Origin of the sequence: Trichococcus shcherbakoviae, assembly GCF_963666195.1 — a bacterium.
GTDB classification, from domain to species: Bacteria; Bacillota; Bacilli; order Lactobacillales; family Aerococcaceae; genus Trichococcus; species Trichococcus shcherbakoviae.
Window position 1 is genome coordinate 768,711 of the sequence record NZ_OY762653.1, and the last position, 24,734, is coordinate 793,444.

Annotated in this window: 23 protein-coding genes; 13 read left to right on the forward strand and 10 right to left on the reverse strand. The window is 48.9% G+C overall.

Features of this window, described 5'->3' with window-relative positions; all coding sequences use genetic code 11:
- The first annotated feature begins 92 nt into the window (after positions 1 to 92).
- The 5 genes from ACKPBX_RS03585 (at position 93) to ACKPBX_RS03605 (ending at position 5,335) form a co-directional block, all read left to right on the forward strand.
- Positions 93 to 779, forward strand: coding sequence for a polyphosphate polymerase domain-containing protein (locus ACKPBX_RS03585; RefSeq protein ID WP_319996009.1), 687 nt, complete (start codon positions 93 to 95; stop codon positions 777 to 779).
- 25 nt (positions 780 to 804) lie between these two features.
- The gene (locus ACKPBX_RS03590; RefSeq protein WP_106448842.1) at positions 805 to 1,479 is read left to right on the forward strand and encodes a DUF4956 domain-containing protein; all 675 of its coding nucleotides are present in this window, start codon (positions 805 to 807) and stop codon (positions 1,477 to 1,479) included.
- A gap of 53 nt (positions 1,480 to 1,532) precedes the next feature.
- A complete protein-coding gene (locus tag ACKPBX_RS03595) occupies positions 1,533 to 3,407 on the forward strand; it encodes a carbohydrate-binding domain-containing protein (protein WP_319996010.1) in 1,875 nt (624 codons plus the stop codon).
- Positions 3,408 to 3,514: 107 nt separating this feature from the next.
- Positions 3,515 to 4,483 carry a serine hydrolase gene (locus ACKPBX_RS03600; RefSeq protein WP_319996011.1) on the forward strand — a complete coding sequence of 323 codons (969 nt, stop codon included), beginning with the start codon at positions 3,515 to 3,517 and terminating at the stop codon, positions 4,481 to 4,483.
- Positions 4,484 to 4,738: 255 nt separating this feature from the next.
- Positions 4,739 to 5,335, forward strand: a complete 597-nt coding sequence (locus tag ACKPBX_RS03605) for a 50S ribosomal protein L25 (RefSeq protein WP_086627042.1) — start codon at positions 4,739 to 4,741, stop codon at positions 5,333 to 5,335.
- Between the two features lie 151 nt (positions 5,336 to 5,486).
- Here the strand turns inward: ACKPBX_RS03605 and ACKPBX_RS03610 are convergent, their stop codons facing one another.
- The gene (locus tag ACKPBX_RS03610) at positions 5,487 to 6,008 is read right to left on the reverse strand and encodes an NAD(+) diphosphatase (RefSeq protein WP_319996012.1); all 522 of its coding nucleotides are present in this window, start codon (positions 6,006 to 6,008) and stop codon (positions 5,487 to 5,489) included.
- A gap of 308 nt (positions 6,009 to 6,316) precedes the next feature.
- Here ACKPBX_RS03610 and ACKPBX_RS03615 point away from each other — a divergent pair, with 308 nt between their 5' ends.
- Positions 6,317 to 7,549 carry a DUF438 domain-containing protein gene (locus ACKPBX_RS03615; protein ID WP_319996013.1) on the forward strand — a complete coding sequence of 411 codons (1,233 nt, stop codon included), beginning with the start codon at positions 6,317 to 6,319 and terminating at the stop codon, positions 7,547 to 7,549.
- 108 nt (positions 7,550 to 7,657) lie between these two features.
- Here ACKPBX_RS03615 and ACKPBX_RS03620 read toward each other — a convergent pair whose 3' ends face one another.
- The 4 genes from ACKPBX_RS03620 to ACKPBX_RS03635 all read right to left on the reverse strand — a co-directional run bounded on the left by ACKPBX_RS03620 (position 7,658) and on the right by ACKPBX_RS03635 (position 11,069).
- Complete coding sequence (locus ACKPBX_RS03620) at positions 7,658 to 7,918, reverse strand: hypothetical protein (RefSeq protein ID WP_319996014.1); 261 nt, start codon at positions 7,916 to 7,918, stop codon at positions 7,658 to 7,660.
- A gap of 18 nt (positions 7,919 to 7,936) precedes the next feature.
- Positions 7,937 to 10,066, reverse strand: a complete 2,130-nt coding sequence (gene feoB, locus ACKPBX_RS03625; protein ID WP_319996015.1) for a ferrous iron transport protein B — start codon at positions 10,064 to 10,066, stop codon at positions 7,937 to 7,939.
- Positions 10,066 to 10,302 carry a FeoA family protein gene (locus ACKPBX_RS03630; protein WP_319996016.1) on the reverse strand — a complete coding sequence of 79 codons (237 nt, stop codon included), beginning with the start codon at positions 10,300 to 10,302 and terminating at the stop codon, positions 10,066 to 10,068. Before ACKPBX_RS03630 ends, feoB begins: the two co-directional genes overlap by 1 nt.
- Positions 10,303 to 10,532: 230 nt before the next feature.
- Entirely contained in the window at positions 10,533 to 11,069 is a 537-nt protein-coding gene (locus tag ACKPBX_RS03635; protein ID WP_319996017.1) for an AI-2E family transporter, read from the reverse strand.
- Positions 11,070 to 11,440: 371 nt separating this feature from the next.
- Between ACKPBX_RS03635 and ACKPBX_RS03640 the strand changes: the two genes are divergently transcribed.
- The gene (locus tag ACKPBX_RS03640; protein WP_319996018.1) at positions 11,441 to 12,745 is read left to right on the forward strand and encodes a hydroxymethylglutaryl-CoA reductase, degradative; all 1,305 of its coding nucleotides are present in this window, start codon (positions 11,441 to 11,443) and stop codon (positions 12,743 to 12,745) included.
- 278 nt (positions 12,746 to 13,023) lie between these two features.
- Here the strand turns inward: ACKPBX_RS03640 and ACKPBX_RS03645 are convergent, their stop codons facing one another.
- Complete coding sequence (locus tag ACKPBX_RS03645; protein WP_319996019.1) at positions 13,024 to 14,196, reverse strand: hydroxymethylglutaryl-CoA synthase; 1,173 nt, start codon at positions 14,194 to 14,196, stop codon at positions 13,024 to 13,026.
- 259 nt (positions 14,197 to 14,455) lie between these two features.
- Here ACKPBX_RS03645 and ACKPBX_RS03650 point away from each other — a divergent pair, with 259 nt between their 5' ends.
- The 6 genes from ACKPBX_RS03650 (at position 14,456) to ACKPBX_RS03675 (ending at position 20,725) form a co-directional block, all read left to right on the forward strand.
- Positions 14,456 to 15,637 carry an acetyl-CoA C-acetyltransferase gene (locus tag ACKPBX_RS03650; RefSeq protein ID WP_319996020.1) on the forward strand — a complete coding sequence of 394 codons (1,182 nt, stop codon included), beginning with the start codon at positions 14,456 to 14,458 and terminating at the stop codon, positions 15,635 to 15,637.
- 185 nt (positions 15,638 to 15,822) lie between these two features.
- Complete coding sequence (gene thrC / locus ACKPBX_RS03655; protein WP_319996021.1) at positions 15,823 to 17,310, forward strand: threonine synthase; 1,488 nt, start codon at positions 15,823 to 15,825, stop codon at positions 17,308 to 17,310.
- A gap of 381 nt (positions 17,311 to 17,691) precedes the next feature.
- A complete protein-coding gene (locus ACKPBX_RS03660; RefSeq protein ID WP_319996022.1) occupies positions 17,692 to 18,135 on the forward strand; it encodes a YaiI/YqxD family protein in 444 nt (147 codons plus the stop codon).
- Positions 18,136 to 18,249: 114 nt separating this feature from the next.
- Complete coding sequence (locus ACKPBX_RS03665) at positions 18,250 to 18,861, forward strand: IS607 family transposase (RefSeq protein WP_407702570.1); 612 nt, start codon at positions 18,250 to 18,252, stop codon at positions 18,859 to 18,861.
- Positions 18,848 to 19,945: an RNA-guided endonuclease InsQ/TnpB family protein gene (locus ACKPBX_RS03670; protein WP_319996024.1), complete on the forward strand. Its 1,098-nt coding sequence runs from the start codon at positions 18,848 to 18,850 to the stop codon at positions 19,943 to 19,945. The genes ACKPBX_RS03665 and ACKPBX_RS03670 overlap by 14 nt, the downstream gene beginning before the upstream one ends.
- Before the next feature lie 156 nt (positions 19,946 to 20,101).
- Complete coding sequence (locus tag ACKPBX_RS03675) at positions 20,102 to 20,725, forward strand: HD domain-containing protein (protein WP_319996025.1); 624 nt, start codon at positions 20,102 to 20,104, stop codon at positions 20,723 to 20,725.
- Positions 20,726 to 20,818: 93 nt separating this feature from the next.
- Here ACKPBX_RS03675 and ACKPBX_RS03680 read toward each other — a convergent pair whose 3' ends face one another.
- From ACKPBX_RS03680 to ACKPBX_RS03695, 4 genes are all read right to left on the reverse strand, one after another.
- Positions 20,819 to 21,793 carry an ROK family glucokinase gene (locus ACKPBX_RS03680; RefSeq protein WP_319996026.1) on the reverse strand — a complete coding sequence of 325 codons (975 nt, stop codon included), beginning with the start codon at positions 21,791 to 21,793 and terminating at the stop codon, positions 20,819 to 20,821.
- Between the two features lie 91 nt (positions 21,794 to 21,884).
- On the reverse strand, positions 21,885 to 22,952 hold the full coding sequence (locus ACKPBX_RS03685) for a Gfo/Idh/MocA family protein (protein ID WP_319996027.1): 1,068 nt from the start codon (positions 22,950 to 22,952) through the stop codon (positions 21,885 to 21,887).
- 15 nt (positions 22,953 to 22,967) lie between these two features.
- The gene (locus ACKPBX_RS03690) at positions 22,968 to 23,936 is read right to left on the reverse strand and encodes a sugar phosphate isomerase/epimerase family protein (protein ID WP_086942314.1); all 969 of its coding nucleotides are present in this window, start codon (positions 23,934 to 23,936) and stop codon (positions 22,968 to 22,970) included.
- Positions 23,937 to 23,987: 51 nt separating this feature from the next.
- Positions 23,988 to 24,719 carry a ThuA domain-containing protein gene (locus ACKPBX_RS03695; protein ID WP_319996028.1) on the reverse strand — a complete coding sequence of 244 codons (732 nt, stop codon included), beginning with the start codon at positions 24,717 to 24,719 and terminating at the stop codon, positions 23,988 to 23,990.
- Between the last annotated feature and the right edge of the window lie 15 nt (positions 24,720 to 24,734).

Here is a 24,734-nt window from a genome sequence, read left to right on the forward strand (position 1 = left end):
GCAACAACTCTCTGCCCTGTTTACGGAGAATTGTTTCCCAGATCGGCATAGAATAAGGACATCAAGAGAAACAAGAAACGAGGTCGAGCGTTATGAGCGAAATATGCTACCGAAACGAATTCAAACACGAAATTTCCCAAAAGAACAAAGTCATCCTCACAAGTCGGCTGAGAAAGGTCCTGAAACATGATGAGAATTCAGTAGGCAACAGTTACAGCATCAGGAGTCTCTATTTTGATACGATTTATGATGATGCTTATTGGGACAAAGAGGATGGCCGCAGTTACCGCGAGAAGTTCCGGATCCGTTATTACAACAATGACGCTTCCTTTATCCGCCTGGAGAAAAAAGTCAAGGACGGAGCAGTCGGTTATAAACAGAGCGCCTGCATCACGAAAGAAATGGCCGACCAACTTATCCAAAAAAAATATGACTGCCTTGCTGATGCCAGTCACCCATTGCTCCGAGAGTTTTATGCAAAGTGCAAAAGCCAATGCATGGAACCAAAAGTGATCATCACTTATGAACGGGAAGCTTTCGCCTATGGCCCCGGGAACACGCGCATCACATTGGATTTTGATATGCACGCCAGCACACAAGTATCCTCTTTCTTCCACGAAGGCCGTATCGGAATAAGGGAGCCCGGGATCGACTGCGTACTGGAAGTCAAATTCGACAATTATCTGCCTGGATGGATCCAAAGTCTGGTGCAGACAGAAGAAACAAACAGCACCTCGCATTCAAAATACGTAATTGGAAGACACCTAAACCAAATATAAGAAAATATCCAGGAGGAATATTGAAATGACAACATTCACAGATATCATTAAAAACAGTTTTTTGGAGGAAACAGCCGATTTTTCCATCGCGGCGGCTTCAGTTTCCCTGCTATCGGCGCTCTTCATCGGCCTGTTCATCTTCTTCATCTATAAAAAAACCTACGCCGGCGTCATGTATTCGAAACCCTTCAATACGTCGTTGGTCCTATTGTCGGTCCTGACCACTTTCGTCATTCTGGCAGTAACCTCCAACGTTGTCCTTTCCCTAGGGATGGTCGGTGCCCTTTCCATCGTCCGCTTCCGTACCGCCATCAAGGAGCCGCTTGACCTGGTCTTCCTTTTCTGGTCGATCAGCGTCGGCATCATCCTGGGAGCTGGATTGTATTCTCTGGCTTTCCTCGGATCTGCATTCATCACGGTCATCCTGCTCGTTCTGACAGGAAAGGTCGATTCTTCGGCCCCTTACATTTTGATGCTGCAGCTGGAGAATGAGAATGCTGAATTGCAGGCGACCGAAATCATCAAAAACCGTTTTGGAAAAATCATCGTAAAATCCAAGAGCATCACGGACGGTCAACCGGAATTGATCTATGAAGTAAAAGTCAAGAACAACGAAACAAGCTTCATGAATGAATTGAGCGCTATCGAAGGCGTCCAGAACGCCACTTTGGTCAGCTATAACGGCAACCAAGCAGGCTAAGAAACACGACCTAACATTAACTAAAAAACCATAACAGACAGGAGAACTACCCCATGAAAAGTACTATAATGAATCTAAAGAATAAACCTCTAACTCAAATGCTCGCACTGACAGGCACCCTTGCCTTATTGACCGCTTGCTCCACTGAAGCGAGCACCACAACAGCATCAAGCGACGGTTCGACCACTGAGGCTACCGTTGAATCCACTCTTGCATCAGACTCCAGTTATTCAGCAAGCAACGCAACAGCCATCACTTTTTCCGACCAAACCATCACAGTCGACGGATCCGGAGCTGCTGCTGACGGTTCGATCCTGACCATCACGCAACCCGGCACGTATATCCTCAGCGGAACCCTGAGCGAAGGCCAGGTCCGTGTCGAAACAGTCGATGAAGCCGATGTCCAGATCGTTCTCGACGGGGCTACTATCACGAATTCCACCGGAGCCGCCATCTACGTGAAAAGCGCCAACTCCGCGACCATCACTTTGGCTGAAGGAACGACCAATACTTTAAGCGACGGAGAAACGTACACCTTCGAAGACAGTGAGGATGAGCCGGATGCTACCCTATTCAGCAAATCCGATCTTATCCTGAACGGAACGGGAACTTTGGGCATCGATGCCAATTATGCTCATGCCATCAAAGGTAAAGATGACGTGACCATCGCAGAAGGAACCTATGAGATCACTTCTGTCGGCGACGCCATCAAAGGCAGCGATTCGCTCTTCATCAGCTCGGGTACCTTCACGATCGATGCGGGCGGCGACGGACTGCAGTCCACAAACGAGGAAGAAGAAAGCAAAGGAACCTTGACTATTGAATCAGGCACTTTCGCGATCACGGCAGCCTCTGACGGCATCCAAGCCGCAACCGATCTGCAGATACTTGGTGGCGACTTTACGATCACAACCGGCGGCGGTAGCGCGAACAGCAGTACAGCGAGCGAGGCTTGGGGAACATGGGCAGCACCTTCTGAAGCAGCAGCCACAACTACCACCGAGGAAACAACTAGCGCCAAAGGTTTGAAAGCGACAGGCTCATTAGCGATCTCCGGCGGCACCTTCGTATTGGACACATCCGATGACTCCATCCATACCAATGATGCGATCCAAATAACGGGCGGAGACTTCACGATTGCTTCTGGTGATGATGGTATCCATGCCGATAACACCTTGACAATCGATGACGGAACCATTAACATCAATCAAAGTTATGAAGGTATCGAAGCAACCGAAATCACGCTGAATGGCGGAGACATCACTTTGACATCAACGGATGACGGTGTAAACACAGCCGGCGGAAATGATGCGTCAGCCGTCAGCGGACGCCCTGGTGAAAACACGTTCACCTCTACTGCAGAAGGAGCAGGACTCTTGACCATCAACGGCGGAACGCTTGTGGTAAACGCGAGCGGCGATGGACTCGACAGTAACGGAAGCATCGAGATGAACGATGGCACCGTAATCGTCAACGGCCCGACCGACAGCATGAACGGTACGTTGGATTACGACAGCACGTTCAACATGAACGGCGGTACGCTTATTGGTGTCGGCAGCTCCGGAATGGCGATGAGCCCTTCTTCGACCTCAGCACAAAGCTTCCTGTTCACATCCTCTATCCCATTGGTTGCGGATGAAGCCATCCAAATCACTGGACCGGACGGAGAAGTGATCATGACCTTCGAGGCTTCCACAACGGCTCAGTCGCTTGTATTCTCCAGTCCTGGCCTGGTCAACGGATCTGCTTACACAATCACAACCGGCGGAACAGTTTCCGGCGAATCCGCAACTGGTATCTACGAAGATACGTCCTTCAGCGGCGGTTCATCCACCGTTGATGTCAGCGCCACAACTGAAGCAACCAGCGGCCAAATGGGCGGCATGGGTGGCAACTCAATGCCCGTATCCGGTGCGTCCGTGAAATAAACGCACATCAATAAAATATCTTTCCTAGCCGAGCAACCCGGAAAAGAGTCTAACCATACCCTCTTTCCGGCCATTGGCAAAAATTAGCCCCAGAAGAGGTAACTGCTATGAAAAAAAGAAAAAAACTAAAGAAAAAATATGCACTTTTCCTGTCTACTTTGTTCCTTGTGGGCTGCGTCAAGTTCCTATTGTGGGACTTAGCGAAATCCCAAGAAGGGGAAAGTTCCGCATCAGCCCAGACCTTGACGACGGATGTCGCGTACGCGGTTGATGAAATGCAGGAAGCGGATGAAAACAGTGTGGCTGAAGCAAATGCGCTTCTCCAGAGCAGCACGATCATGACGACAGCCGGAGAGGATTTGGCGGCGGATTTGGATGAACTGAATGCTGCCTACCCTGACCAGCTTGGCTTTGTCCTCATCAATGAGCAGACCGGAGAAGCAATTACGACCAATGAATCCCGCGTCTTCACTAGCGCGAGCCTCTACAAACTGTTTTTGACGTATGCCATCCTCACCCAAGTCGATGCCGGCACACTCTCGTTGGAAGACCAGATGGCTGACGGCGCGACCATTGACGATTACCTGACCAGCACCATCACCGTTTCAGACAATGAAACGGCTAAGGAACTCGCCTATCTGATCGGATGGGACAACATCGAAAGCTTCATCCATGATCAGGGCTTCGTTTCAACGAGTTTTAACCCTTATCTGGAATCCGACGGTGTCTATTACAACGGAGACTTGGAAACAACGCCAGCAGAAGTCGCTTTCTTGTTGGAACGTTTGTTGGATGGCGAATTGCTTTCAGAATCCAGCACCGAATACTTTCTAGGACTCTTGGGCGATCAGCAGCTCGTCTATGCATTGAACATTGGCCTTACCGATGAAGTAACCTTTGCGCATAAAACCGGCTTGTTGACTGACGTATCCCACGATGCTGGGATCCTGTCGATGGACGGTCAGAATTACATCGTAGCCGTCTTGACGGATGGTTGGCTGAACGCGACCGATGACGCGACCCCAGTGTTCGAGGGAATCGGCTCGGCAGTGATGACTTACTTATATGCACAATAAAACAAAACCACATGCCGAAAGCTTGGTCATTCGGAATATTTTTTCGGACCCCAAGCTTTCGCTATACAGCAACGAATTTTAGCGGATAAACCTCTCATTATAATCTCGAAACCATAGCCAACAAAAGGCTTATCATTAGCTATCTGCCCTGAGTTGCGGTAAGGTATGGAGGTACTATCTATTTGCTGACGTTAATATTTTTTATAGCCAGCTCAAATCCAAGCCAGTACAGGTATACTTCCAGGAGGAGAACATATGAAATTACAAGTAGAGAAACGCGAAAAAGTTGGCTCATCTGCAGCGAAGCGTGCACGATTGGACAAGAAACTCACTGCAGTCATCTATGGTAAAGATGTTGAAGCAACTCCAGTATTACTTGATGCAAAAGATTTTGACGAAGTGCTTAAGCAATTAGGTAAAAATGCAATCTTTGAAGTCAGCATATCCGATGGAAAAACGATGCAAGTCATCCTTAAGGACATCCAACAGGCTGCCCTTAAGAACGAGATCCAAAACGTCGAATTGCAAGTAATCACAAAAGGTCAAAAATTGACGATGACTGTTCCGATTCACTTGGTCGGTAGTGAGGACGTCAAAGAAGGTGTCTTGACTCAAACATTGAACGAATTGGAAATCGAAACGGAAGCTACCAATGTCCCTACTGAATTCCAAATCGCTGTGAATGAAATGACCATCGGTGATACTTTAACAGTTGCTGATATCAAAGTCGATGCCGACATTACAGTCCTTACGGATCCAGAAGAGGCAGTTGTTGTCCTTTCTGCTCCAGTAGCCGAAGAGGTTGCAGAGGAAGAAGCTCCAACCGAAGAAGCTGAAAAAGTAACTGAATAATTTTCAAATCAGATAAGCTTAAAACCTTGATTGGCACACTTACAGGTCTCATCAAGTTTAGGCTTACCTGCACAACAAAAAAGTTTCGGTTTTGAAGTTCAAAACCGAAACTTTTTTTGTGCATACCCAATTAATACCTGAACTATACTGCTTAGGAATTCTTCAAAGCAATAAGTGGCTCCAACCCATGGCTTTTCCCCAAATAGTTTTCCAGGAAGCGCTGAGCCAAACTGCCTTTTTTGATGTTGGCCCGCGCAGCTTCGATGGAAAACCATTCCGCCTGATCCACTTCATCCGTCATGCCATTAAGGCCCTCGCTCGCGACGATACAGGAAAAATTCAGCATCAAGGTGTTATTTTTTTCAAAATACTCGCTTTTGTTGTAGCGCAAGCCGACCGTTTTAAGTCCAAGCTCCTCGGCGATTTCACGGGTTGCAGCTTGCTCCGCATCTTCGCCCTTATTGACGTATCCCGCACAGAGAATATAATCTGCCCCACCGTACTGCTTGATCAACAAAATTTTATCCTGTTCCTTGTTCAAGATGACCATGCTGACAGCCGTGTTGAACACAGGGAATCGATATCCCTCGCAACTGTTGCAATAAGGGATATTCCCTTCATTTTCCAGATGTTTCGCTTCCAGTTCTGTTCCGCATTCCATGCAATAATTCATCTAATTGGTACTCCCTTTCCGATTATGATTCCGTTTGCTCCTTCTAAAACCGTTACCCCACTGCAAAACTCATAGGACAATATGGGATATTATAGCACGCCGGCCTTGACTTTCTTTCCTTTATCCTTAAATATATTTCTCAAAAAAATCCCTAACTTATTGGTCGTAACGTTTGTCCTCCGTCAGTAATCGCACTAAAATAGGATTATCAAGTGGAATAATTCCTTATGTATATTCACACTGTTTTTAGCCGCCCAGTTCAAATGCCTTCTGCTTCGGGAAGATTATTATCAAGCGAGGGGATCACAATGGAAGAAGACGTCAAAAAAAGCACCCGCGAAGAAGTATTGGAGCACCGCCAAGCAATTTTGAAGGATCTGATTCTTCGCCTTCATGCAGGTGATGACTACGAACAGATCAAGAAGGAATTCAAGGAACATTTCGCGACGGTCAGCGCTCTGGAAATTTCGATGATGGAACGGAGACTGATCGAACAAGGCATCGCAGTCGAGGAAATCCAGCGTCTTTGCTCGATCCACGCCGATTTATTTGCCGATGCAGTGACTTATGGACAAGCCCCCTCTCCGGATAGCGAGAAACCGGGGCATCCGATCCGGGTGCTGAAGGAAGAAAACGTGGCCATCGAAGCGACGCTCGACCGGATTGCGCGCCTTTTGGAAAGTTATCTGGTTGAGCATGATTCAGCTCTGAAAACCGGACTGCTCAAGCAACTGGATATCCTCTGGGGCTTCGACAAGCATTATGCGCGCAAAGAGTACGCCATTTTCCCGATCATGGAGCGCTACGGCATGACTGCCCCACCGAAAGTTATGTGGGGGGTGGACGACGAAATCCGGGGACTGTACAAGAAATTGAAACAGATGGTGGAAGGCGGGCAGCTTGACAACCTCAAAGTGACTTTCGAAACACTGCAGCAGGAAATGAAGGAAATGTTCATTAAAGAGGAAGATATCCTCTTGCCGATGGTATCCGATTCTTTCACTGAAGATGATTGGCTGAAGATTGCGGCTGAATCAAATGAAATCGGCTATTGCATCGTCCACCCGGAATCGCAATGGCTGCCTGAACGCGCCGCTTTTGAAACTGGAGAAGCAATGGGTTCCATTCCGGAAGGCAACATCGCCTTCGGGACCGGCTTCCTAACGGTGAAAGAGCTGGAAAAGATGTTGAACCGATTACCCTTGGAGCTCACCTTCATCGATGCGGATGGGATCGTGAAATATTACAATGACGGGCCGGGAGAAAAGATTTTCATGCGCACGAAATCCGCGTTGGGAAGGCAAGTCGAAAACTGCCATCCGCCAAAAAGCGTTGCGCTCATGAAGCAATTGGTCTCGGATCTGAAATCCGGAAAGAAAGACCAGGAAACCATGTGGTATGAGGAAAGCGGAAAGTTCATAGTCGTGAATTATTGCGCGCTCCGGGATGAAGACGGCGCCTATCTGGGTGTTCTGGAATATGTGCAGGAGGCTCAGTCAATCCGCGATTTGACAGGGGAAAAACGCAACCTTTCCGAGTGAAGTCTGTTTGTTCTTTTCACCGGAGATTCCACTCTTTTCTCCAGATAAAAAGTCGGTGACTCAATCGTTTTTGATTGAGTCACCGACTTTTTTTGGTGTTCATTTTTATTATTTGATGATTTGGGAGGTCGGGCAGTGCTTTTCTGCCGACGCGCTTTCTTGCACAACACCGAGATGGACCATCAGTGCGGTCCCAGCGATACAGTCGGCCTCAGCTTCTACCGGAGTAGGATCATTCATCGGGCAAACTGTTACGGTGCAAGCATTGCATTTTTTTCTGCCGCTCGCAATCAAACGGATTTGACGGAATAAGATGTACCCCATCAAGGTCATAAACAACAACAAAACGATCCAAGATTGAACATTCATAGGTTATTCCTCCTCTTCCTATTTGACCATCGGTTTCGCCAAGCTTCCCCAGATCGGCGAAGCTTTTTTAGGCGCGGGTCTGACGACCAAGAACACCAATATCGCCGCTGCTGCGGCCGCTATGCTGGCTCCCGCCCCGAAAGGCGTGCCCAACACGAGGACAGCTCCGAGCTGATTGATGATGAAGGCCAAGACATAAGCCAAAGTAGTTTGATACAAGACGCCGAAAAGCGTCCATTTAGCGCTGCCGAATTCGGTGCGCATCGCTCCGACAGCCGCGAAACACGGCATGCAAATCATATTGAACACAAGGAACGATACGGCGCTGACCGGGTTGAACAGTGTGCTGAATGCGGCAGCTACCTCCGCTTCCGAACCTGTTGTGTTCATCAGCACACCAAATGTGCCGACAACATTTTCCTTCGCTATCAAACCTTGGATGGTCGCCACTGTCGCTTGCCAAGATCCGAAGCCCAATGGCGCGAAGAAAACAGCAACCGCACCGCCGATCTGAGCCAGGATGCTTTGGTCGCCTTCAACCGTCATCTGCATTTGCCAGTTGAAGGAAGAAAGGAACCAGATCAAACTCGAACTCAAAAAAATGACGGTCCCGGCATTTTTTACGAATGCCATGCAGCGGGCTCCAACCGCGCGGAAAATGCTTTTCCATTGCGGCCAGTGATACATCGGCAACTCCATGACGAATGGCGATGCTTCCCCGGAAAAGATGGCTGTCTTACGCAACAGCACACCGGAAAAGATGACAGTCGCAATCCCCAACAGGTACATCGACAAGGCCACCCAGGATGCGCCGCCGAAAATGGCATTCGCAATCAGGGCGATGACCGGCAGTTTCGCACCGCATGGGATGAAGGAAGTGGTCAGAATCGTCATACGGCGGTCCTGTAGATTTTCGATCGTGCGGGAAGCCTGGATGCCCGGAACCGAGCAACCGGAACCGATCAGCAAGGGAATGAACGATTTACCCGACAGACCGAAGCCGCGGAATACCCTATCCATCACGAAAGCGACGCGGGCCATATAGCCACTGTCCTCCAGCAATGTCAAGCAGAGGAACAAGGCGGCCATCTGCGGCAGGAAGCCAAGAACTGCGCCTACTCCTCCGATGGCACCATCGACTACGAGACTGCTGACTGCTGGATGGATGTCGATGCTGTCGAAGAACGTTTGCACAGCCTCAGGAACGATGCTTCCGAACAACACATCGTTTACCCAGTCAGTCCCCCACGTCCCCACAGTTGTGATGGCGAAGTAGTAGACCGCATACATGATCAGGACGAAAACCGGCAACCCAAGCCAGCGGTTCGTTACGATATGATCAATCACGACTGAGAAGGAGGCTTTTTCGCTATTTTTCACGAGCACTTGGCGCGTAATTTTCGTCACAAATTTATAGCGTTCGTTAATCAGGATTGCTTCGGAGTCGTCGTCCAATTCCTTTTCATAACGGCTGAGCAGACCTTCCATGACAGCTTGGCCTTCTTCGGGAATCGCAAGTTTTCCGGCAGTTTGTCTGTCCCTTTCGAAAAGCTTGATGCTGTAGTAGCAACGTAATTTTTTCGGAACCAATGGCGCAAGAATTTCTTCGATCGTATCAAGGATGCTTTCCACAACGATACTGTATGTAATCGGTTCTGCTACTGATATAGGTTCAGCGATGGCCTTGAACAACTCTTCCAATCCGCTTTCCTTCAGTGCCGAAATCGTTACGAACGGCAATCCGAATGCGCGCGACAAACCGGCGACGTCCAGTTGATCGCCCCTTTTCTCGACGATGTCCATCATATTGAGAACAACGACAATCGGCAGATGCAATTCCATCAATTGGGTAGTCAGGTAGAGATTTCGCTCCAGATTGGAGGCATCGACGATATTGATGATCAGATCCGGTGCATCCAGCGTAAGATAATCGCGCGTGACGATTTCCTCGATTGTGTAAGGGGAAAGCGAATAGATGCCCGGCAGATCGATGACCTGCGTTTTGCCGTCATGCAGTAGCGTGCCGGCCTTCTGTTCGACGGTAACCCCTGGCCAGTTGCCGACGCGTTGGGTGGAACCTGTCAAATGGTTGAATAGAGTCGTTTTCCCGCTGTTGGGATTTCCGACCAGCGCTATGGTTTTCCCCATCATTTTCCCTCCTCGAACGTAACTTCGATCATCTCAGCATCTTTTTTGCGTATCGATAATTCATATCCGCGCACCATCACTTGGATCGGATCGCCCAATGGAGCGACTTTTCTGACATAAATGGCAGTGCCTTTCGTGATGCCCATATCCATCAATCTTCTGCGGGTAGCGCCTTGTCCTGTTATCTTGTTCACAATCGCGCTTACGCCGATCGGCAAGTCCCTTACATTCGTCAAAATCGTCCCCTCCATTCTTTCAGCAATAGTAATTTCCCGACACTAATTGAGAACCATTCTCATTAAGTCATAGCTTAAGGCATAGACGCCTTCGGGTCAAGATAATTCGTGCATTTTTACTTATTTTTTTTCATCAGTAATGCGTGGATGCATCAGGCTCATAAGGGTTTGAAAAAAAAAAAGCACGGAAGAAGTCAACTTCTCCCGTGCTTGTGAAATGTTGTCTTTTTTCAGCGACGATGTTTGTCATAATTGTTTCGGCTGACACTCGAGACTTCCAAAACGGCCTTGATCACGACCGCGACCACTGCTCCCAGAACGGCTCCGATTGGTCCGAACAAGAGGATACAAACAACTGTCGCTAGAAACGTGTACAGCGGCCGGATGCCGAGTTCCTTGCCGGTAATGAACGGCTCCGCAATCTGACGAACAACCACAAGAATGATGTACAGCAGTCCGATTTGCCAAGCCAACGTTGTGTTCCCGAGCAGCAGATGGATCACCGCCCAAGGGATCATTACCATCCCGCTCCCCAGAATCGGGATGAGATCGAAAACCGCGATTCCCAAAGCCTTCAGGAACCAAAAATCGATGCCGAAGTACACGAATCCCAGACACAACAGGACAAAACTGATTGTAGCAAGCTTGATCGCCGATATGATGTATCCCTTCAAGCCCTTTCCGGTTGCGTTGATGATTTCTTTGATATAATAGCTGATCGTATCCAATGCGACCCCTCGCTTTCTCTTTATGAATTCAGTATACACGCCTGTGCGCCTGCCCGTCATCGGGCATTGGTCGGATTCTTTCGTCCTCTGCGCAAAGCAACTGATGGCGGATGCCATCAGGATAGTACTATGATAAAATGATATAGGAAACAGACACTGATTACACGCGAAAACACTTGGGAAAAGCGGTCCAAGCCCGCTCTGCCTCGAAAGAAATTTAGGAAATCTGCCCCTGAATGAGCATCGTAGAGCGCAATGGGTCAGATTTATCTAATTTCCGAGAGGCAGGCTTGGACCGCTAGACATCTTTTGGGGCGCAGAGCATACTGTAAATATGTGAGATGCCTATTGTGATGCACTTCTAACATTAACAATTGTTATATATTTCAGCCATAATTAAGGAGCATAAAATGGAATCCAACTATCTTCAGAAATTTTACGACAAAACACCACCCGAAAGAATCTCTGCCTTGCACGCGGCCGGCCTCCTGAATGAAGAAGCGACAGCCAAGCTTCATTCAGGATTAAGCTTGCCGCAGGAAATCGCCGACAACATGATTGAAAACCAATTGAGCACGTACGACTTGCCCTACGGTGTCGCCTTAAACTTTTTGATTGACGGAAAAGACTATATCGTCCCGATGGCCATCGAAGAGCCTTCCGTCATTGCTGCGGCCAGCGCGGGAGCGAAAATCATCGCCAAGGCGGGCGGATTCCGGACGACGATCCAGAAACGGGTCATGATCGGCCAGGTTGCCTTAAAAAATATCCTTGACAGCGATGCTGCTGAACAACTGATCCTTTCGCATCGGGATGAAATCCTGGAGGCGGCCAATGCTGCCCACCCTTCCATCGTGAAACGTGGCGGTGGAGCTCGCCGCATCAGCGTAAGGTACTTGGCCGCCGTTCCCGATGAAGGAATTCCGGCGTTTCTTGTTGTCCATCTCCATGTCGAGACGTTGGAGGCGATGGGGGCTAACATCATCAATACAATGATGGAAGGCGTCATCCCTTACTTGGAGCGTTTGACCGGCGGCGAAGCTTTGATGGGAATCCTGACCAATTACGCGACCGACTGCTTGGCGACCGCCGAATGTCGGATACCATCAAGTCTCTTGGGCAGAGGAAGTCTTTCCGGTGATGAAGTGCGCGACCGATTGATTGAAGCCTATCAGTTTGCCTACGTCGATCCTTATCGCGCCGTCACCAATAACAAAGGCATCATGAACGGCATCGACGCCATCGTGCTGGCATCCGGAAACGACTGGCGCGCCATTTCTGCTGGAGCGCATGCCTACGCCTCCCGCAGCGGACAGTACCGTTCGCTGACAACCTGGAAAAAAGCGGAAAATGGAGATCTGCTCGGAAGTCTGACGTTGCCGTTGCCGATCGGAGCTGTGGGCGGATCCATCAACTTCCACCCTGCCGCGAAAATGACGAAAGAAATTCTCGGCTACCGTTCGGCATCCGAACTAGAGTCCATCATCGCATCGGTCGGACTGGCGCAAAATTTCTCCGCCATCAAAGCGCTGGTGACGGAAGGCATCCAAAAAGGACATATGGGTCTGCATTCGCGTTCCTTGGCAATCAGCGCTGGCGCGGTCGGTAAAGAAATCGAACAGCTTTCAGAGCGGCTTAAAGGCGAAAAAAATATGAATTTGGCGACAGCACAGACACTTTTGGCGCAAATCCGCGGTGCGGATGCAGTCGATTGAGTCACAACAAGATCGATGGCGGAGGGTTCCAGAGCGAGCTGCCGGGCTGGATTCCCGTTTTTCCTCCGGTGAGGCTCTCCTCGCCGGAGTAGAGGTACCGGATTTTGTTTTATTCTCCGGTCACGGCGGCCTCACCGGAGTACAAGGCCGAAATTCGTTTCACCTCCGGCCAAGGCCGGCTTGTCCGGAGGTGCCGGCCGCCAGAACCATTAAAAATCAAAAACAGCACACCGTCCACCAGTTGTCTGCCTGACGGTGTGCTGTCTTCATTCATGCGATCATCTGGCTTTGTTCAGATAGATGCGTTTGTTGTTTTCCATTCCTTCAATACAGATAGTCGCAGGATCTGCATCCACATCTAATTCGATGCTTGAACCATCAATCGGCAAAACACGAGAAAAGATCTCTTCATATTCTTTGACGCTCACTTCTGTCCGTCCCGCGAACATTTTCCCGTGCTCAGCCGCGGTCAAAACCGCTTTGAACCCTTCTTGAAGCGTGACCGAGAAGAACTCACCGACCGCTCCGGAGCCGTAACTGAAGAGTCCGATTTTATCGCCCGCCTTCAGGTCATCGGAAAGTTCCAGCAGGGACAGCAGACTCAGATACAAGGATCCCGTATAAATATTGCCGACGATTTTGTTGTAGACAGTGCTGGTTTGGTAATGCGCTGCAAGACGTTCGCGGTCTGCTTCGGAACCTTCATTCAGCACTTCGCGCAGAGCTTTCATGCCCATTTTCGTGTAAGGCAGATGGAAACAGATGGCTCCGAAGTCAGCCAATGTGGCGCCGTATTTCGCTTTGAAGTCTTCCCAAACGTTCACGAAGAACGAAATGTACTGCTCATTTGAATATTTACCGTCGACAAAAGCCGTTTCCGAGTAGATGGGTCTCCAAAAATCCATCACATCGGCGGTCAGATAGCTGCTTTCGTTCTCCAGCGCGAGGATGCGCGGTTCCTTGCTGATGATCATGGCGACTGCACCAGCACCCTGCGTCACTTCGCCAGCCGTACCGATTCCATAGCGGGAAATGTCCGAACCGAGCACCAATACACGGCTTTCCGGATTCAAGGCGATATGCCCTTTCGCCAGTTGGATGCCGGCAGTCGCTCCATAGCACGCCTGCTTCAATTCGATGCAACGGGCATGTTCCTGGATTCCAAGCAGATCATGCACGTAGACAGCCCCTGATTTCGAATTGTCGATGCCGGATTCCGTTCCGAAAATGACCAAGTCGATTTTCTCCAGATCCTCTTTATCAATGATGCGCAATGCGGCATTAGCGGCTAACGTAACGGCATCCTGCGTGATGGGCGCGACAGCCATCTTTTCTTGCCCGATGCCGATCGTATATTTGGCCGGATCCACTCCTCTAGCCTCCGCCAATTTTTCCATATCCACAAAGAAGTGCGGCGCATAAAAGCCAATCTTATCTATCCCAATCTTCACATCAATTACCCCTTATTGTTCATATATATAACATTTTTGATGCCTCTCATCCCAAATGATAGACCAGACCGCACAAAAAAACAACCTCGGGCCATCCAAATTAAGGATATCTTAGAAATCTGATATTTAAAAATTGCGTTCTGTTTGTAATTCTTTACTAATTCTTATATGCTAAAGTGCACTGATTATCGTAAAATAAGAGATACACCGTGTGGAGGAACAGCTTTCCACATCAATGAACGTAAAAAGGAGACATTCAATGGAAGAAGTCGTAATTGTCAGTGCTGCCAGAACCCCCATCGGTTCATTCGGAGGCAGCCTCAAAAATTGTAACGCAGTGGAGCTGGGGAAAACGGCCACAGAAGCTGCGTTGAATCGCGCCGGCTTATCCCCCGATGAAGTGGATTCCGTCATTTTCGGGAACGTCCTGCAGGCAGGCATCGGCCAGAACACGGCACGGCAAATCGCTGTTGCTGCCGGGATCTCCTATGAAAAAACAGCCATGACGATAAACGAAGTCTGCGGCTCCGGATTGAAAGCAATCATCCTGGCGAGCCAAGCTATCCGTCTCGGCGATGCCAGAACAGTGGTCGTCGGAGGAACCGAAAGCATGTCGCAGGCCCCTTATCTCTTACCGAACCAACGTTGGGGCAGCAAACTCGGCGACATCAACACCATCGACAGCCTCGTGCACGACGGCCTGACGGATGCCTTTGATCAGCAGCATATGGGCATCACGGCCGAAACGGTGGCAGAAAGATTCCAAGTGAGCCGTGAAGAGCAGGACGCTTTCGCGCTGCATTCGCAACAAAAAGCGGCCGCTGCTCAAGCAGCCGGCTACTTCAATCAAGAGATTGCGCCTATCATCCTCATAGACCGCAAGAACCAGCAGAAGGTCGTAGCCGAGGATGAATACATCCGCAAAGACGCTACTATCGAAAGCTTGGGCAAATTAAGGCCGGCCTTCCAAAAGAACGGCACGGTGACTGCCGGAAACGCATCCGGAATCAATGACGGAGCGGCAGCCTTGGTGCTGATGTCGAAGTCGGAGGCCGAAGCGAAAGGCGTCCCTTATCTGGCCACAATCAAAGGTTATGCCGAAACAGGGATCGATCCTGCCATCATGGGATACGCGCCTTACTATGCCATCAAGCAAGTATTGTCCAAAACCGGATTGCTTGCAGATGACATCGACCTTTTCGAATTGAACGAAGCGTTCGCATCCCAGAGCATCGCCGTAATCAGGGATTTGGGCTTGCCTGAGGAAAAAATCAATATTAGCGGAGGCGCCATCGCCTTGGGACATCCTATCGGCGCATCCGGATCTCGCATTCTGGTGACTCTGCTGCATGCGTTGGAACGGACTGATACGAAGCTCGGACTCGCCTCCCTTTGCATCGGTGGCGGAATGGGCATCGCCATGATCGTTGAGCGCCCTTGAACTGTTTTTGACCGCACACAATCACTCCCCGTCATTTGATTTTGACAGGGGAGTTTTTTCATAAAAAAGAGCGTCAGAAAAACGCGCATTTCGATATGTTATTGAGTTTTCAACAAAAATGTGGCATACTCTTTATGAGAAATTTTTAATTTAAAAATGAGAATAATGTAGAGGAGACTGAATCCGTGACGACCTATCATAGCACAAGAAATTCAGAAAAAACACTGACGGCTTCACAAGCAATATTACAAGGGATAGCGCCAGACGGCGGATTGTACGTGCCCGATCACATTCCGGCTTTGGACATCGCATTGGATCGCCTGCCCGACATGACTTATCAAGAATTAGCTTACGATGTGATGAAGAAATTCTTCGACGACTTCACTGAGGAAGAATTGAAACATTGCGTCAATGCAGCCTACGACGACAAATTTGATGACTCCAGCATCGTTCCGTTAGTGAAAGCCGGCGGAAACCACTATCTGGAATTGTTCCACGGACCGACCATCGCCTTCAAAGACATGGCCCTTTCGATCCTGCCTTACTTGATGACGACTTCCGCCAAAAAGAACGGCAGCACGAAAGAAATCGTAATCCTGACAGCGACTTCTGGTGACACCGGAAAAGCGGCACTTGACGGATTCGCTGATGTGCCGAACACACGCATCATCGTGTTCTATCCTAAGAACGGCGTCAGCGCCATCCAGGAAAAACAGATGGTGACACAAAAAGGCGACAACACCTCTGTTGTGGCCATCGAAGGAAACTTCGATGACGCACAGACGAACGTCAAAAACATGTTCGGAAACGCAGACTTGGCGGCACGTTTGGACGCAGCAGGATTCCAATTCTCTTCTGCGAACTCCATCAACATCGGCCGTCTGATTCCGCAAGTGGTCTATTACGTCTACGCTTACGGCCAAATGGTGAAACAAGGTGCCATCGCTGCCGGAGAGCCGATGAACGTCGTAGTTCCTACCGGCAACTTCGGGAACATCTTGGCTGCCTACTTCGCTAAGCAAATGGGCTTGCCGATCCAAAAACTGATCATCGCTTCAAACGAGAACAAAGTCTTGGTCGATTTCTTCGATACCGGCGCATATGATCGCAACCGCGACTTCATTTTGACGACTTCCCCATCCATGGATATCCTGGTCTCCAGCAACTTGGAGCGTCTGTTGTACCTGATGGCCGACGAAAGTACGGAATCAGTCCAAACTTTCATGGATCAATTGAAGGAAATCGGTCGCTACGAAGTGACGGAAGCAATGAAAGAAAAAGCGAAAGATTTCTATGCGGACTACGCGACTGAAGAAGAAGTGGCGGCACAGATTGCTGCACTTTATCATGCTGATGGCTATGTCATCGACCCGCATACAGCTGTGGCGGCGCATGTCGCAAACACTTATGTAGCCGAAACCGATGATCACACACCGATCATCATCGCATCGACTGCCAGCCCGTATAAATTCCCGCAAGCCGTCCTGACTGCCATCGACCCTGAGTTTTCGGATGATTCCATGGAAGAAATGTTGGACCGTCTGAGAGAATTGAGCGGCGTTGCTTTCCCAGCAGCCATCGAAGAATTATTGCATGCGGAAGTTCGCCACAACACCGTTGTCGCTTCCGACGACATGCAGAAGAGCGTCGAGTCCATCCTGGGCTTGAACTGATTCCAGAATGTTTAAAAGCCTAGCCGGCGGTCCGGAATGTTTCCGGACTGCCGGCTTTTTTGCGCGTACTGGCTGCCTTGTCGGCTGTTCCGTATTCGTCTGTCTGCAAACAGCCGACAGATTAGATTCCTCTCGGCTGTTCCGCATTCGTCTGTCTGCGAACAGCCGACAGATTGCATTTCTCTCGACTATTCCGTGTTCGGCTGGCTGCAAACAGCCGACAGATTGTATTTCTCTCGACTGTTCCGCGTTCGGCTGGCTGCGAACAGCCGACACCAAAAACAAATCACAGAGATTCGCTTGAGACACCTGAACCAACAAGGATTTTTTTGCCAATTTTTGGTAGAATAAAGACAGAAAGAAACAGAATCGAGGCGCCATATGAATATACTGATCGACGGGGATGCTTGCCCCGTAAAAGACATCATCATCGAAGAAGCCATCAAACGCGACATACCGGTCACGATCGTCACCAGCTTTGCCCACTACTCCAACGCCCCCCACCCCTCCGGAGTGAAGACGGTCTACGTCGATTCCGGTGCCGATGCGGCCGATTTCAAGATCATCCAGCTAGCAAAAAGAGGCGATCTGCTGGTCACGCAGGACTACGGTTTGGCCTCACTCACTTTGCCGAAGGGACTTACCGTTCTTCATCACAAGGGTTTCGCCTACGATAACAGCAATATGGAACGGCTGCTTGAAGACCGCTACATGAGCGCCATGGTCCGCAAAAGCGGCAAACGCACAAAAGGCCCGAAACCATTCACGGATGCGGATCGGCACAAATTCCGGAAACTGCTTATTTCCAAGCTGCAGGAAGATTAACAGAATCAGGAAAGGGGGTTTTAACAGCCAAAATAAATTTATCTAAATCTCGTTAAATTTTTGATTTTAGCCACATTTGTTGCTATACTTGCCGTATAGAAAGGAATGTGGCTAATGTATGCAATCGGAAAATTCTCCAAAGCAACTGGGATATCCACATCGACGTTGAGGCGCTGGGATAGAGAGGACAAATTCAAGCCTGCGTTCGTGTCCGACGGCGGAACCCGGTATTACTCGGACGAACAGCTGAACAAAATTTTGGGCAAGACTATGACCACAGGTCAAAGTAAGGTGACCATCGGCTATTGCCGGGTGAGTTCACCCAAGCAAAAGGACGACCTGCGGCGACAGGAGGAAGACGTAAGAACCTATATGCTGGCTAACGGCTACCAATTCGAAATCGTAACCGACATCGGCAGCGGCATCAACTACAACAACAAAGGGTTGAACGAACTCCTCGACAGGATCACCGACAATCAGGTAGACAAAATTGTCATCCTACACAAGGACCGTCTGGTTCGTTTTGGTTTTAAACTGATCGAGAACCTCTGCAGAAAGTATGGCACCATGATAGAAATCATCGACCATACTGAAAAAACCGAAGAACTGGAACTTGTCGAAGACCTCGTTCAGATTGTCACCGTATTCAGTGGCAGTCTGCAAGGCAAACCCGCAAACAAAGCCAGAAAGATGATTCAGGAGCTGATCCAAGATGATGCTGACTAAGAAGGTCCGTTTGATTGTGACAGACGAAACTTCCAAACTCTACCAAGCAGCTGGCGTTGCCCGCTGGGCGTACAACTACACGATCCGGATGCAAGAGATGAACCATCGCTTCGGCGGGACGTTCATCAGCGACAATGAGTTGCGCAAGCATATCACTAAGATGAAGAAGCGAAAAAAATACGCTTGGTTGAACGAGGTTTCCAATAATGTCGTCAAACAGGCGGTCAAGGATGCCTGCAAAGCCTATAAAGTCTTCTTCAAAGGGCAAGCCCAGCATCCCCGATTCAAGACCAAACGCCGCTCCACACCGAGTTTCTACAATGACTGCATCAAGCTGAAAGTGAAAGGCAACCGCATCCTGTTGGAAAAAATCGGTTGGGTGAAAACCAACGAACCGTTGCCCGTGGATTGCAAATACTACAACCCGCGCATCAAGTTCGACGGCAAATATTGGTATCTGACGGTCGGCGTAGAGGTGACCCCGAAAATCGTCGAATTGGACGATCGGGTTGTAGGGGTGGATGTAGGCATCAAGGAGTTGGCTGTCACCTCCGATGGTATTTTCTACAACAACATCAACAAAACAGCCTCCGTGAGGAAAGCGGAGAAACGCCTCAAGAGATTACAGCGGCGTGCAAGCAGAAAATACAAGAAAGGAACGCCTAAATCTAAACATCTCCTAAAACTAGAAGGTGAAATCCGAAAGCAACACAGACGCTTAGCCAACATCCGAACCAATCATGTCCATCAAGCAACGGCGGAGATCGTGAAAACCAAACCCTCCCGCATTGTGATGGAAACGTTGAACATCAGCAGTATGATGAAGGATAAGCATATGGCAAAGGCGGTCGCAAATCAGAAACTCTATTTCTTCAAGCAATGCCTGCAATACAAATGCGAACTGAATGGCATTGAATTTGTGGAAGCGGACCAATGGTTCCCGAGCTCCAAGTTGTGCAACAATTGTGGAACGCTCAAAAAGGACCTGAAACGCAGTGACAGGGTTTACCACTGCGCGTGCGGTCACCATTGCGATAGGGATCTGAACGCAAGCTACAATCTGAGGGATTACCAAGCAGTCTAAGGGTAACTCGGATATGTACGATTCGTTGCGTCGGAATTTACGCCCTCGGAGTGCTGCAACAAACGAAAGTAGTCCGTCAGGACCAAATCGGGCACGAAGAACAGGGAAGCAAACATAAACTAGATTTAGTTAGATTTATGGCAACGGTGCTTCAAGATGCGCAATGAAATCATTATTGAAGATGTGAAACACATCGTCGCTGACAAGCTGAGGAACGAAGCAACGGGGCATGACTGGTGGCATACGTTGCGGGTTTACAACACGTCCATGGACATCGCTGCAGCGGAGGGAAAAGGCGATCGGCTCATCATCGGCTTGGCGGCACTTCTCCATGACGTCGCCGACCATAAATTCGGCTATACTGACGCCGACCGCGAAGCCATCATCACCGACATCCTCACACCTTTCGAGCTGAGCGACTCCGTCATCGAGCAGGTCATCTACATCGTGAACAACCTTTCCTTCAAGCAAGGGAAAAACAAGCACGTGCTGGAAACGATCGAAGGCCGGATCGTGCAGGATGCTGATCGCCTGGATGCGATCGGCGCAATCGGCATCGCACGCGCTTTTGCATATGGCGGGCATAAAGACCGGCCTCTCTATGATCCCGAGCACAGTGAGGATCCGGACAGCGATACGATTGGCCACTTCCACGAAAAACTGCTCCTGCTGAAGGACGGCATGCACACAGAAGCCGGCAAACAAAAGGCGGTCGCCCGCCACACTCGGATGGAACAGTTCCTCAAGGACTTCCATTCCGAATGGGATGGCCTCCAGTAACAACACAAATAAGAGTGGCTCCAAATCAGTTCGAATGATTTGGAGCCACTCTTTTCCATTAAAATGGCATTAGTAATCTGAAAATAAAGCAAGTTATTGATACTTACTCGCATGAGCCACTGCTAAATAACAGGCCCCGATAACGCCAGCATCGTTCCCCAATTCTGCAAGCTTCAATTTAGTCGATTGCTGTACATTCGGGAAAGCAAATCCCAAATAGTATTTATTGACTTTTTCAAGCAAAAATTCCCCTGCAGCAGAAACGCCGCCACCGATGATGATGGAAGCCGGATTCAACAGATTACCGATATGGCTGCATGCCAGACCTAAGAAATAAGCAAAGCGATCCACAACGATAGCCGCTAATCCATCGTCATCTTTAGCGAAATCGAAAATCATTTTTGAAGTGATTTCCTGGCCATCGTCGATCAGATTTTTTAAGGTTGAATCTCCGGCATATTCCTCTGCATGTTTGCGCGCTAGCTTGACGACCCCGGTAGCGCTGGCAACGGTCTCCAAACAGCCCCTTTTCCCGCAAGTGCAGTCAAAACCATCAGGATCAACCGTCATATGCCCGATTTCTCCGCCCGAGCCGGCTGTTCCGTGGATCAGTTGGCCCTCAGCAATGATCCCTCCGCCGACGCCTGTCCCTAAGGTGATAAAAACGACATCCTGATTGTCCTCGCCCGCACCACGCCATTTTTCTCCCAGCGCAGCTACATTGGCATCATTGTCGATGATAAATGGTATGCCCGTTTCTTGTTCCATTGTCTCCCTTACCGGTTGCACATCTCTCCAATTCAGGTTAAATGCTCCCGTAACGGTCCCTTCGCTTCTGTTGACTGCACCAGGAGAACCCATGCCTATGCCCAAAAAGTCTTCAGAAGTGAGTCGGTATAAGTCCAAATGATGTTTGATGGATTCGATAATTCCCGGCACGATTTTAACCCCGCCGTCACTGTTGTCTGTCGGGATACTCCATTTCTGGAGCACGTCCCCTTCTTTGGATAATATGGCCAACTTCACTGAAGTTCCACCCAAATCTATTCCCAATACTTTTTTCTGCATCTCGTATTGCCTCCAAATCAAAACTTTTTCACCGTTTACGATGCTTAATTGCTCACATTTTCAAAATATGAATGCAACGGTCCAGCTGTTTTTAACGGCTGTAGCTGTGTTCCCGTACGTCAATAACTTGTCCTGTCTCCGCTGCCTCAAAAATGGATTCAATGATTTTCATCAATTGAAGAACTTCTTCATTTTTGACGATAGGTTCCGACTCGCCTCTGACGACTTTAGCGAAATTCGTATAGAACGGATCCATTTGAGTTGCCACTTTTTCAAATTTTTCTTTTATGATCGCCTCTTCGGAAGGCGGAGCCATCGTTTTGGTCAGCCCTTGGCCAGCTTTTATCGGTTTGGGTGCTGCCACAAGTTCAATTCCACTCTGCTTCACGATTTTTCCTTTTAGATCCCAATCTTCTATCACCGCTGATCCTTTTGTCCCTTTTATGTACCAACGCGGGAGTTTGATATAATTGGTCGTCCCGACTTCTACAAGGGCGGTTACGCCATTTTCGAAAGTCAGATAGCTGATGAAGCCGTCGTCCACTTCATCGCCCAATATGTAACTCAAATCTGCAACAACTTTCGCCAACGGGCTGTCGATCATATACAAAAGCTGATCCAACAAATGAACCCCCCAATCCAAGAGCATGCCGCCACCGTGCGCTTTCAGATGGCGCCAGTCACCCGGTATACCATTGGCTCCCTGAACACGGGATTCGATGTGGAAGACCTCTCCGATTTTTCGGTTCTCGTACAAATCTTTGACCATCTGAAAATCACTGTCCCAACGGCGATTTTGATGGACCATAAACACGCGCTCGTGTTCCTTTGCGGTATGCATTATTTCCGACAGCTCTTCGCTGTTCAGTGTCACGGGCTTTTCACAAATGACATGTTTTCCTGCCTCCAAAGCCTGGACAGCGATCTCTTTGTGTACATCATTCGGAGTTGCGATCAATATGGCATCCACCGTTTCATCATCCAAAGCCTCTTCAAGACTGACATAGGCACTATAGCCATCCGCTTCACCAGCCTGTTGCCGACTTTCCAAAATATCGAATATCCCATGCACTTCTACTTCCGGATTTGCCTGAATCAGCTTAGCGTGAAAGCTGCCCATGCCTCCGTAACCAATGATCGTGACTTTTAATTTCTTCATCGTTAATCCTCTTTTCTACGCCCACCACATAGCGTGTGGGGTCTCTTTAATCAATACAGATTGCAGATTCGTAACAGCTCTGTTCAATCCTTCATCGATGGACATCAAAGGGTCTTCATGTTCAATGCTGACCACGTAGTCATAACCATACATCCGCAACGCACTCATCATATCTGACCATACTTTTACATCGTGACCACAGCCAACCGATCGGAATGTCCATGCTCTCGTTTTGACCTCTCCATACGGTTGCATATCCAACAAACCATACATATTGATGTTGTCCTGATCGAGATAGGTGTCTTTCGCATGGAAATGATGGATCGCTCCGGCTTCGCCCAGAATCTTAATGGCGCCTACCGGATCAATCCCTTGCCACCATAAATGGCTGGGATCGAGGTTCACGCCGATTGCATCACAGGTATTTTCGCGCAATTTCAAAAGCGTATACGGTGTGTGGCATAGGAAACCGCCGTGCAATTCGATGCCAATCTTGACGCCATATTCGCTGGCCATTTCTCCGATTTCTTTCCAGTAAGGAATAAGCTTATTTTCCCATTGCCATTTATAAATATCGGTGTAGACTTCCGGCCACGGAATGACCGGCCAATTCGGTGCTGTTGCCTCTTCACTGTCGCCTGCCGTTCCGGAAAAAGTATTGACGACTGGTACCCCCATCAACGCAGCCAATCTGATGGTTTTTCTTAGTATTTCATCGCTCGCCTTTGCCTCTACAGGATCTGGTGAAATCGGGTTGCTGTGGCAGCTGAATGCACTGATTGTTAAGTTCCTTTTTTTCAGTTCATCCAAGTACGCTGCTCGCTTCTCTTCGCTTTCCAATAGTTCATCTGTCGGACAGTGATGGTTCCCGGGATTCCCACCGGTTCCGATCTCCACTGCGTTCAAACCTGCGCGCTGAACTTTATCCAGCATGTCTTCAAAACTTAAATTTGCAAATAAGGGGGTAAATACACCTAGTTTCATACCGATTCCTCGCTCTCTTCATTTCATGATTTGTCAGCATTGACCCTCTTTTTATACGGGTTGCTGCCCATTTTTTATTTCTTCCAACGCTTGGCTGTTTCCGTAAGCAGGATACGCCCGCTTTGACGGTCTACACCAATCGATTCCGTTTATGATGACTTTTTGGATATCTTTATTGTAGTAAGTCGGGTATGTCTCATGACCAGGCTGAAAATAAAAAATCTTCCCGTTGCCGCGTCTATAAGTCATCCCGCTGCGGAAAACATTTCCGCCTTCATACCATCCGACAAAAATCAATTCATCCGGCGTCGGCACATCAAAGTGCTCGCCGTACATCTCTTCTTTCTCCAGCTCAATATATTCGCCGATTCCGTCAGCTATGGGATGGCTTGGATTCACTACCCAAATCCGTTCCTTTTCTTCGGCTTCACGCCACTTCAGGTCGCAACTCGTTCCCATCAATTTCATAAAAATTTTGGACATATGTGCCGAGTGCAAAACAACCAGCCCCATCCCTTTCAGGACATGATCATGGACGCGGTTGACTATTTCATCCGTTACTTCGTTATGGGCAATGTGTCCCCACCAGACAAGCACATCGGTTTCTGCTAAGACCGCTTCCGTCAAGCCGTGCTCCGGTTCGTCCAGTGTAGCTGTCTTTACATCCAAACCTGCTTCCTTCAAGAAACTTTCGATTTGCCCGTGTATTCCCTTGGGATAGACTTTTGCTACAGCCTCATCCGTTTTTTCATGCCGATACTCGTTCCATACCGTTACTTTCATTCGATTATCCCCTCT

Bases quoted from the DNA above. Each gene is read 5' to 3' on its own strand.
- ACKPBX_RS03585 (WP_319996009.1), top strand. From the start codon at position 93: ATGAGCGAAATATGCTACCGAAACGAATTCAAACACGAAATTTCCCAA.
- ACKPBX_RS03590 (WP_106448842.1), top strand. From the start codon at position 805: ATGACAACATTCACAGATATCATTAAAAACAGTTTTTTGGAGGAAACA.
- ACKPBX_RS03595 (WP_319996010.1), top strand. From the start codon at position 1,533: ATGAAAAGTACTATAATGAATCTAAAGAATAAACCTCTAACTCAAATG.
- ACKPBX_RS03600 (WP_319996011.1), top strand. From the start codon at position 3,515: ATGAAAAAAAGAAAAAAACTAAAGAAAAAATATGCACTTTTCCTGTCT.
- ACKPBX_RS03605 (WP_086627042.1), top strand. From the start codon at position 4,739: ATGAAATTACAAGTAGAGAAACGCGAAAAAGTTGGCTCATCTGCAGCG.
- ACKPBX_RS03610 (WP_319996012.1), bottom strand. From the start codon at position 6,008: ATGAATTATTGCATGGAATGCGGAACAGAACTGGAAGCGAAACATCTG.
- ACKPBX_RS03615 (WP_319996013.1), top strand. From the start codon at position 6,317: ATGGAAGAAGACGTCAAAAAAAGCACCCGCGAAGAAGTATTGGAGCAC.
- ACKPBX_RS03620 (WP_319996014.1), bottom strand. From the start codon at position 7,918: ATGAATGTTCAATCTTGGATCGTTTTGTTGTTGTTTATGACCTTGATG.
- feoB (WP_319996015.1), bottom strand. From the start codon at position 10,066: ATGGGGAAAACCATAGCGCTGGTCGGAAATCCCAACAGCGGGAAAACG.
- ACKPBX_RS03640 (WP_319996018.1), top strand. From the start codon at position 11,441: ATGGAATCCAACTATCTTCAGAAATTTTACGACAAAACACCACCCGAA.
- ACKPBX_RS03650 (WP_319996020.1), top strand. From the start codon at position 14,456: ATGGAAGAAGTCGTAATTGTCAGTGCTGCCAGAACCCCCATCGGTTCA.
- ACKPBX_RS03660 (WP_319996022.1), top strand. From the start codon at position 17,692: ATGAATATACTGATCGACGGGGATGCTTGCCCCGTAAAAGACATCATC.
- ACKPBX_RS03665 (WP_407702570.1), top strand. From the start codon at position 18,250: ATGTATGCAATCGGAAAATTCTCCAAAGCAACTGGGATATCCACATCG.
- ACKPBX_RS03670 (WP_319996024.1), top strand. From the start codon at position 18,848: ATGATGCTGACTAAGAAGGTCCGTTTGATTGTGACAGACGAAACTTCC.
- ACKPBX_RS03675 (WP_319996025.1), top strand. From the start codon at position 20,102: ATGCGCAATGAAATCATTATTGAAGATGTGAAACACATCGTCGCTGAC.
- ACKPBX_RS03680 (WP_319996026.1), bottom strand. From the start codon at position 21,793: ATGCAGAAAAAAGTATTGGGAATAGATTTGGGTGGAACTTCAGTGAAG.
- ACKPBX_RS03685 (WP_319996027.1), bottom strand. From the start codon at position 22,952: ATGAAGAAATTAAAAGTCACGATCATTGGTTACGGAGGCATGGGCAGC.
- ACKPBX_RS03690 (WP_086942314.1), bottom strand. From the start codon at position 23,936: ATGAAACTAGGTGTATTTACCCCCTTATTTGCAAATTTAAGTTTTGAA.
- ACKPBX_RS03695 (WP_319996028.1), bottom strand. From the start codon at position 24,719: ATGAAAGTAACGGTATGGAACGAGTATCGGCATGAAAAAACGGATGAG.